Raw genomic sequence first — 8939 nt, 5'->3', positions numbered from 1 at the left:
GTTTAATTCGGTAAGTGCCAAAGCCCACTAAAACTACACTGTACTCACCAGCGAAGGCACAACTGCGGGGTCGGCCGAAGCCATGAGACAGCTAGCGTTCTTTGCTAGTTGGCTCATGGCGGGAGGCAATCCCCCACGTGCCGAAGCGTTGATAGAAAGCGGACCTATACTAATTTCAGTATCGTAAAAAAGTCGAGCAACGATCCAAGACAAAATGGTTTTCCCCTGTACGAAAGCCTACAAAAACTGCGCTGTACTCACTAGCGAAGGCACAACTGCGGGGTCGGCCGAAGCCATGAGACAACTAGCGCATTTTGCTTGTTGGCTCATGGCGTGAGGCAATCCCCCACGTGCCGAAGCGTTGATAGAAAGCTGACCTATACTAATTTCAGTATCGTAAAAAAGTCGAGCGACGACAAAACCTCAATAATGCCGATCTTTCTCTGCGGTTTCACGGTGATTGGGCGTCATAGGCTCTTGCTTCGGCTGTAAATTACCGAGTTCCGCCAACTCCATTGAAATTTCTTCCTTCACATTCTTTTTTAGTGTCACCCTGTTGCTCTTACGCTTTTTCATAAAAAAGACCTCCTTTTGTTGCTAGTATGGAGAACTTGTCTGTTTTCATGTATAGTTACTAAAGGATTTTGCGTAAAGAAATGATACTCTAATGGATAGAGAAATGGTTAGTTGAGGTGAACAGAATGGTTACAAAAATATGGAGTGCAATTGAAAAAGGTGATGTGCAGCCAGTTTATTTGCTGACAGGAACTGAACAGCATTTGCTGGATGAAACCGTCAAGAAATTGATACGTGCAGTGCCTGGCATGACATCTGCTGAAGTGAATCGTTTTGATTTGGAAGAAATTCCGATTCAAGCCGTTCTTGAAGTGGCGGATGAATTACCGTTCTTGGTTGAACATAAGCTCATTGTCGCAAAAAACTGTTCGTTTCTAAAAGCGACGGATCAATCAAAAGAAAAGCAAAATCATCAATTGGATTTGCTTGAGAAATGGTTAGAAAATCCGTCGCCGACAGCTACGGTCGTATTTATTGCACCTTATGAAAAATTGGATGCACGTAAGAAAATTACGAAGAAGATGAAGAAGCATGCAGTTGTCGTAGAAGGTGTCACATTACAAGGCCAAGATTTGACGACATGGATTATGCAGCAAGGGAAAGATAAAGGGATTGTGTTTGAGAAAAATGAAGCTACATTTCTTATGGAGATGGCGGGTACCGATCTTTTGACACTTTCTACTGAAGTGGACAAGATTGCTGCGTATTTAGCTTTCAAAGGAACTGTTACGATTGATATGATCGAACAACTAGTCGCGCGAACACCTGAGATGGATGTTTTTCGACTGACGGATTCTTTTATTAATGGGAAAAAGGCTGATTCTTTAGCGGTCTATCATGATTTAATCCGTAATGGAGAAGAACCGATCATGCTGACGTCTTTAATCGCCAGCCAAGTACGTTTAATGATCCACGTAGTGAATTTACGTAAAAAAGGTTATCAGCAACAACAGATAGCGACAACACTTCGTATTCACCCGTACCGCGTTAAATTAATGATGCAGCGCAGTCTTCCGCCGTTACCGATTCTATTAAAAGCATTGAATGACTTAGCAACGATTGACCTGCAATTAAAGACAACGAGTGGCAACCGACAAAGAAGGCTAGAATTGTTTCTAATGAATGGCTTATAAGAACATATAAAAAAGACTGCCCTCAAGAAGAGGCAGTCTTTACATGTTTTATTGAGCTTTTTTAGTTAGACGTGATTTTTGACGAGCAGCAGTGTTTTTATGGATAAGACCCTTACGAGCAGCAGTGTCCACTTTTTTCACAGCAACTTTCACTAATTCTTGTGCGTTTTCTTCGTTTGCAAGAATAGCAGCATCCGCTTTACGGATTGCAGTACGCATAGAAGCTTTCACATGAGAGTTTTGCGCGTTAGCAGCAGCGCTTTGTTTAACGCGTTTGATAGCACCTTTAATGTTTGGCATTTAATTCACCTCCAGCTTTTAGGTATAGCAAGAGTGTTTCCACAATCATCCGGACATCTCTTTACAACAAGCACAATTTTAACAAAGCTAGCGAGATAATGCAAGAAAAAAAGGTAAAGGATTTAGACTTTACAGCAACATTTCTTAGAATAAACGTGAGTTTTTGGCGCAAACTATTGGATAGAGGTGAGATTAATGAGCGAAATCAATTATTATCGTACAGATTTGATCGATGAAAGTGATGAATTTGTTAGGCATCAGAGTGCGGGTGAAGAGAAAGCTTTAAAGAAAAAGTCTGGTATTGAAGTAGAGGAACAAACACTAGGACGTATAAAGGCGACAACTGTAAAAGTGGATGCAGAAGGTGAGGAGGAAATTGGAAAAGCCAAAGGAACGTATATCACATTGACCGTTCCGGCACTCGCTGTTCACGAAACGGACGAAATACAGAAGTTATGTACGCTAGTTGTGGAGAACATGTCGCAGTTAATTGAAGAAAAGATACCTAATCAAGCTAAGAAGCTATTATTGATTGGTCTTGGTAATCGTGATATTACACCAGATGCGGTCGGTCCATTAACGATGGATTATGTGAAAGAAGTTATTCCTGATTATTATGAATCAGATGAAAGTGACATCATTGTCTATGCTCCTGGTGTGACGATTCAAACGGGCTTAGAAACAGCTTCATTCGTAAAAGCCATTATAGATCAGGCAAAGCCGGATGCACTAATTGTAGTGGATGCACTTGCTGCTAGAAGCAGTTCACGCCTTTGTCGAACAATCCAATTAACCGATACAGGCATTCATCCGGGATCAGGAGTAGGGAATAGCCGTAAAGAGTTATCGGAGAATAGCTTAGGAATTCCTGTAATCGCAATTGGCGTACCGACCGTCGTCGATGGACCTGTACTTGTGGCAGATGCAATCGACACGATGTTTGGCTATATTGCCGCAAAAATTGAAGAGTCGGATATGCCGTCTTCGAAGCTCGCTACAGGGCGCTTTCCCCAGCATATAAAAGCAGATGCTGATCGGACGTCACTTGCCCCCATCTTTGGTGATTGGTCAGCTTGGACGCATGACGAGCGCGTTCAATTGTTTGAGGAAGTGTTAACTGCACAAGAACTAGCTACATTTATCTCCCCTAAAGAAATTGATTCATGGGTAGCTAATTATGCTTCCGCATTGTCCACTTCGTTAATGGATTGGATTCATAAAGTAAAAAGCTAATCCAGTCATTGACCTTTTTTCTTCTGCATAGAGTGGAAGATGGAGGGATCACAATGAAAAAAACCTTGCAAATCTGGATGAGCTTCATTTTCATTTTATTCATCTTCCCAGTAGTTCTGCAGTTCCTACCGAAGCAGTCGACTAATCCATCCACCTTCTCTTTAAAGGAACCTAGCATGATTGTTTATGCATCCAATGTGCTAGAGGAAGATATGAAACCAAAAGCGGAAGGACGTGTGTTGATTTATTCCGCTCACTCCCATGAAGCTTATGAACCGATTACGAAAGCAGTCAATGGAAAAGTCACCGCTTCTCATCATTCGGAAAATATTTTAAAAATGGGAGCTAGATTAAAAGATAATTTACTTGTCCACGGTATCACGGCGGAACAATTGGATATTGATATCACCAAAATCATGCAACAAAAGAAAATTCCTTATCATCGATCTTATGGCGCCATTCGTCCATATGTAGAAGAAAAAGTCCGCAATCAGCAATATGATTTAGTCATTGATTTGCATAGAGACTCGTTAGGCCCCGCAAGAACGACGATTACACATGGTGGACAACGCTATGCCAAAATTGCGTTCGTTATCGGAAGAGAGCACCCGTATTATGACAAGAACTTGACGAAAGCGAAACAGTTGAAGAATGAATTGGAGAAACGCGTACCTGGTATTACACGAGATATCATCATCAAAGGTGGTCGTGGTGTTGACGGTAAATACAATCAGGACTTAGACACGAGTATGATTTTAGTGGAACTAGGCGGCGTTGGTAATACTGAAGTTGAACTAAATCAATCACTTTCTGTCATAGGAGAGTCTATTTCCACCTTACTGATGGTGCAATAACCGCTCAGATATTGAAGTCTGTACAGTTCACTGCTATAATTCAAGTAGCTTAAATAGGTACGTATGTGTAGGAGTGAACATGGATGAATCAAGAGCAAAGAACGGCACGTCAGAAGAATATACGAAACTTTTCAATTATCGCCCATATTGATCACGGGAAATCAACCCTAGCTGATCGTATTTTGGAGAAAACTGAAACGGTAAGCAAACGTAATTTGAAATCACAAACATTGGATTCTATGGACTTGGAGCGCGAGCGTGGCATTACGATTAAATTGAATGCCGTCCAGTTAACATACAATGCAAAAAATGGTGAAGAGTATACGTTCCACTTAATCGATACACCAGGACACGTCGATTTTACTTATGAGGTGTCACGTAGTTTGGCTGCTTGTGAGGGAGCAATCCTCGTAGTAGACGCAGCGCAAGGAATCGAAGCCCAAACATTAGCAAACGTTTATTTAGCGTTGGATAATGACTTGGAGATTCTTCCAGTCATTAACAAAATTGACTTACCAGCCGCAGATCCTGAAAGAGTTAAACAAGAAATTGAAGACGTTATCGGACTGGATGCTTCTGAAGCAGTTCTTGCTTCAGCGAAAGCAGGTATTGGTATTGAAGAAATTCTTGAACAAATTGTAGAAAAAGTACCCGCACCTGAGGGTGATCCGGATGCACCGCTAAAAGCGCTGATTTTTGATTCCCATTATGATCAATATAAAGGTGTTATCGTTAACATCCGAATCGTCGAAGGAAAAGTAAAACCGGGTGATAAAATCCGTATGATGGCAACAGGTAAAGAATTTGAAGTGTTGGAAACAGGCGTCTTTACACCGACAATTTCTCCACGCGAAGAATTGACGGTAGGAGATGTCGGATTCTTATCAGCTTCTATTAAAAACGTCGGAGATACACAAGTGGGAGATACGATTACACTTGTTAATGACCCTGCACCTGAAGCATTGCCAGGCTATCGTCGGATGAATCCAATGGTGTTTTGTGGATTGTACCCAATCGACACGTCAAAATATAACGACTTGCGGGAAGCGCTTGAAAAACTTGAGCTAAATGACTCCGCTTTGGAATACGAAGCAGAGACATCACAAGCGCTTGGATTTGGTTATCGCTGTGGTTTCTTGGGGCTATTGCATATGGAAATCATCCAAGAGCGGATCGAACGAGAATTCAAAATTGATCTAATTACTACTGCCCCAAGTGTTATTTATAAAGTGAATTTAACGGATGGTTCATCAATAAATGTCGATAATCCTTCTATGATGCCGTCTGCACAAAAAGTGGATTATGTAGAAGAACCTTATGTTAAAGCATCCATCATGGTGCCTAACGATTACGTAGGTGCAGTTATGGAATTGTGCCAACAAAAGCGTGGAGATTTCAAAACAATGGACTACATGGACAGCACGCGTGTGAATGTCATTTATGAATTGCCATTAGCCGAAATTGTCTATGATTTCTTTGACCAATTAAAATCAAGCACAAAAGGTTACGCATCACTTGACTACGAATTAATCGGCTATAAGCGTTCGAAGCTTGTGAAGATGGATATCCTATTGAATGGTGAAACAGTCGATGCGCTTAGCTTCATAGTCCATAAAGACTTTAGTTATGAGCGCGGTAAAGCAATCGTAGAAAAATTGAAATCACTCATTCCTAGACAACAGTTTGAAGTGCCAGTTCAGGCAGCAATCGGTCAAAAAATCGTTGCTCGTTCAACGATTAAATCGATAGGCAAGAACGTCTTGGCGAAATGTTATGGTGGAGATATTTCTCGTAAACGTAAACTTCTTGAAAAGCAAAAAGAAGGTAAGAAGAAGATGAAACAAGTCGGTTCGGTCGAAGTGCCTCAAGAGGCGTTCATGGCCGTCTTGAAGATGGACGAAGATTAACATGTAAAAGAGAGGGCAGAGGCGCCCTCTTTTTGACGTTTACATACTTAACTAAAAGGAAGTGACAGCATGCGGGGAGTGTATATCCATATACCGTTTTGCCAGCAAATTTGTCATTACTGCGATTTCAATAAAGTATTTTTGAAAAATCAGCCCGTCGATCAATATATCGAATCCATTGGTAAGGAATTTCGGCTGATGCAAGAAGCAGGACATTCATTTGAAGAAGTAGAAACTGTTTTCCTTGGTGGCGGAACACCTACTGCGCTAAACGTTGCGCAACTTGACCGCTTACTAACAATCGTTGCGCAGTATATCAACGTGCCAACGTTGCGTGAATTCACAACGGAAGCGAACCCTGATGATTTATCAGAAGGTCAGCTTGCGATATTGAAAGAAAAAGGTGTTAATCGCTTATCTATTGGCGTGCAGTCATTCAATAATCGTCTGTTAAATCAAATTGGTAGAACACATTCAAATGACGATGTTGAATATGTGATTTCTACAGCACGCGCGATTGGATTTGAAAACATCAGTATCGACCTAATGTACGCATTACCGACACAAACAGTGAAAGAATGGGAAGAAACTTTGGATCGTGCATTGGCACTCAATCTTCCGCATTACTCGGCTTATTCATTAATCGTTGAGCCGAAAACCGTCTTTTATAATCGGATGGTGAAAGGGAAGTTGCCGTTGCCGGGCGTGGATGCGGAAGCTGAAATGTTCGCTATGGTAATTGATCGGATGAATGCAGCAAATCGACAGCAATATGAAATTAGCAATTTCGCAGTTCCAGGATCACCGTCATACCACAACTTAATTTATTGGGAAAATGCCCAGTACGCTGGAATTGGTGCCGGTGCGCATGGCTATCTCGGTACACAACGCTATGCAAATGTGGGCCCGTTACGACATTATATTGAACAACTAGAAGCCGGTCGCTTACCGATCAAGGAAACGCATACTGTGACGCTAGCTGAATCGATGGAAGAGGAAATGTTTTTAGGTTTGCGTAAAATGGAAGGCGTATCGATGAAGCATTTTAAAGAAAAGTTTGCAACATCTATACAAGATGTATTCGACAAACCAATTGAAAGTATGCAACAACAAGGACTATTACAGCAAAAAGAAGACCGTCTATGCCTAACTAGAAAAGGTGTTTTTCAAGGGAATTATGTATTTGAACAGTTTTTACTCTAACTATGAGTTCGAATCGTTGACAGCTAAAACAGAATTTGATAAATTATGAGTAGTATTAGCACTCGGAGTTAATGAGTGCTAACAGGAGTGATGATCATGTTGACAAACAGACAATTGCTCATACTACAATTGACAGTGAAAGATTTTATCGATTCTGCACAACCTGTAGGGTCCAGGCAACTGTCAAAGAAGCCGGAAGCGCCATTTAGTTCGGCAACGATTCGGAATGACATGGCGGATCTGGAGGATATGGGTTATTTAGAAAAGACTCACACATCGTCTGGAAGAGTACCTTCTGAAAAAGGCTATCGTTTTTTTGTGGATCATTTATTACAACCACAAACGTTAGCTTTAGAAGACAGCTTGCAATTGCGTACATTGTTTCAGGATCAAGTAGGGGAATCGGAAGAGTTGATTCGAAACTCAGCAACGATATTATCGGAACTGACGAATTACACAACGATTCTACTCGGACCTGATACATCTATGCACGCCGTCAAGAAGTTTTCCATTGTTCCATTGGATCAACAACGAGCAGTCGCGATTATTGTCACAGATAATGGGCATGTGGAAAATCGAATATTCGATGTCCCGCCAGGTTTCACTGCTTCGGAAATCGAAAAGACGGTCAATATTTTAAATGAACGCCTAATTGGCACTTCGCTCGTCCAGCTTCAACAAAAATTATTACAAGAAGCAAAATATGTATTTGAACAGCATATTCATCAAGCTGAACAGCTCTTTAGCTCCTTGCAACAAGCGATTGCGGTGGAGCCTGAAGAACGTCTTTACTTCGGTGGTAAATTGAATATGTGGAAACAACCTGAATTTCATGATTTCCAAAAAATGAAGTCATTCTTTGAACTAATTGAAAAAGGTAATCCAGCGATGGATCTTTTTCAGAAAAACGGTCAAGGCATTCAAGTTCGTATTGGTTCTGAGAATAAAGTAATCAATATGGAAGATTATAGCGTCATCACTTCCACATACTCTGCAGGAGAGAATATGGAAGGTTCCATTGCGATTATCGGTCCGAAGCGAATGGATTATGCAAGGGTGATCACGTTGCTTGATACGTTAAGCCATGATTTATCTACTGCGCTCCATCGATTAACATTCGGACAAGAAACAGACAGGAGGCAAGACAAGTGAAGGAACAAGAAGAGCTTAACGAACAAGAAGTTGAAGTAAACGAAGCAGTCTCGGACGAAGAGCTTACTGAAACGGCTGAACAACCAGAAGAGCAGGAAGAGGTTGTAGAAGTTACTGAAGAAGATGAGCAAGCAAAAAAAATAGATGAATTAACAAAAGCTCTTGAAGAAGAAGAAAGCAAGAAATTACGTGTCATGGCAGATATGGAAAATGTCAAGCGGCGAGCTGCTCTTGATTACCAAGCGTTGCAAACGTATCGCGCACAAAACGTCATGGTCAATGTATTGCCGGTGCTGGATAACTTCGAACGTGCACTTTCTGTTGAAGCGAAAGAAGCAGAAACACAATCGCTTTTAACAGGTATGGACATGGTGTATCGTTCATTGGTTGAAGCATTGAAATCGGAAGGCTTGGAAGAAATTCCAGCTTTGGATCAAGAGTTTGATCCGAACTTCCATCAAGCAGTCATGACAGGTAAGGACGACGAAAAAGAGTCAGGAATTGTTTTGGAAGAACTGCAAAAAGGATATAAGTTAAAAGATCGCGTTCTACGTCCTTCAATGGTCAAAGTGAACGAATAA

General features: G+C 41.2%; 9 protein-coding genes. 7 read left to right on the top strand and 2 right to left on the bottom strand.

All coding sequences use genetic code 11. The features are described 5' to 3' along the window. Positions 1-423 precede the first annotated feature (423 nt). Positions 424-576, bottom strand: a complete 153-nt coding sequence (locus ORD22_RS06790; protein ID WP_317645170.1) for a hypothetical protein — start codon at positions 574-576, stop codon at positions 424-426. 125 nt (positions 577-701) lie between these two features. On the opposite strand from ORD22_RS06790, the gene holA reads away from it, so the two are divergent. Then, positions 702-1709 carry a DNA polymerase III subunit delta gene (holA, locus tag ORD22_RS06785; protein WP_317645169.1) on the top strand — a complete coding sequence of 336 codons (1008 nt, stop codon included), beginning with the start codon at positions 702-704 and terminating at the stop codon, positions 1707-1709. Positions 1710-1757: 48 nt separating this feature from the next. Here the strand turns inward: holA and rpsT are convergent, their stop codons facing one another. Beyond that, entirely contained in the window at positions 1758-2009 is a 252-nt protein-coding gene (gene rpsT / locus ORD22_RS06780; protein ID WP_317645168.1) for a 30S ribosomal protein S20, read from the bottom strand. 195 nt (positions 2010-2204) lie between these two features. Here rpsT and gpr point away from each other — a divergent pair, with 195 nt between their 5' ends. The 6 genes from gpr to grpE all read left to right on the top strand — a co-directional run bounded on the left by gpr (position 2205) and on the right by grpE (position 8939). Further along, positions 2205-3242 carry a GPR endopeptidase gene (gpr, locus tag ORD22_RS06775; RefSeq protein ID WP_317645167.1) on the top strand — a complete coding sequence of 346 codons (1038 nt, stop codon included), beginning with the start codon at positions 2205-2207 and terminating at the stop codon, positions 3240-3242. 53 nt (positions 3243-3295) lie between these two features. Continuing rightward, positions 3296-4096, top strand: coding sequence for a stage II sporulation protein P (spoIIP, locus tag ORD22_RS06770; RefSeq protein WP_317645166.1), 801 nt, complete (start codon positions 3296-3298; stop codon positions 4094-4096). Between the two features lie 83 nt (positions 4097-4179). Next, positions 4180-6003, top strand: coding sequence for a translation elongation factor 4 (gene lepA / locus ORD22_RS06765; RefSeq protein ID WP_317645165.1), 1824 nt, complete (start codon positions 4180-4182; stop codon positions 6001-6003). A gap of 69 nt (positions 6004-6072) precedes the next feature. Then, a complete protein-coding gene (gene hemW, locus ORD22_RS06760; protein ID WP_317645164.1) occupies positions 6073-7206 on the top strand; it encodes a radical SAM family heme chaperone HemW in 1134 nt (377 codons plus the stop codon). Positions 7207-7302: 96 nt separating this feature from the next. Further along, positions 7303-8358, top strand: a complete 1056-nt coding sequence (gene hrcA, locus ORD22_RS06755; protein ID WP_317645163.1) for a heat-inducible transcriptional repressor HrcA — start codon at positions 7303-7305, stop codon at positions 8356-8358. Next, positions 8355-8939, top strand: coding sequence for a nucleotide exchange factor GrpE (gene grpE, locus ORD22_RS06750; protein ID WP_317645162.1), 585 nt, complete (start codon positions 8355-8357; stop codon positions 8937-8939). Before hrcA ends, grpE begins: the two co-directional genes overlap by 4 nt.

This window comes from Sporosarcina sp. GW1-11 (assembly GCF_033088395.1).
In the GTDB taxonomy this organism is placed as follows: Bacteria; Bacillota; Bacilli; order Bacillales_A; family Planococcaceae; genus Sporosarcina.
Note: the sequence above shows the minus strand (reverse complement) of the source record. Positions and strands in the feature narration are given on the sequence as shown.

Bases quoted from the DNA above. Each gene is read 5' to 3' on its own strand.
- ORD22_RS06790 (WP_317645170.1), bottom strand. From the start codon at position 576: ATGAAAAAGCGTAAGAGCAACAGGGTGACACTAAAAAAGAATGTGAAG.
- holA (WP_317645169.1), top strand. From the start codon at position 702: ATGGTTACAAAAATATGGAGTGCAATTGAAAAAGGTGATGTGCAGCCA.
- rpsT (WP_317645168.1), bottom strand. From the start codon at position 2,009: ATGCCAAACATTAAAGGTGCTATCAAACGCGTTAAACAAAGCGCTGCT.
- gpr (WP_317645167.1), top strand. From the start codon at position 2,205: ATGAGCGAAATCAATTATTATCGTACAGATTTGATCGATGAAAGTGAT.
- spoIIP (WP_317645166.1), top strand. From the start codon at position 3,296: ATGAAAAAAACCTTGCAAATCTGGATGAGCTTCATTTTCATTTTATTC.
- lepA (WP_317645165.1), top strand. From the start codon at position 4,180: ATGAATCAAGAGCAAAGAACGGCACGTCAGAAGAATATACGAAACTTT.
- hemW (WP_317645164.1), top strand. From the start codon at position 6,073: ATGCGGGGAGTGTATATCCATATACCGTTTTGCCAGCAAATTTGTCAT.
- hrcA (WP_317645163.1), top strand. From the start codon at position 7,303: ATGTTGACAAACAGACAATTGCTCATACTACAATTGACAGTGAAAGAT.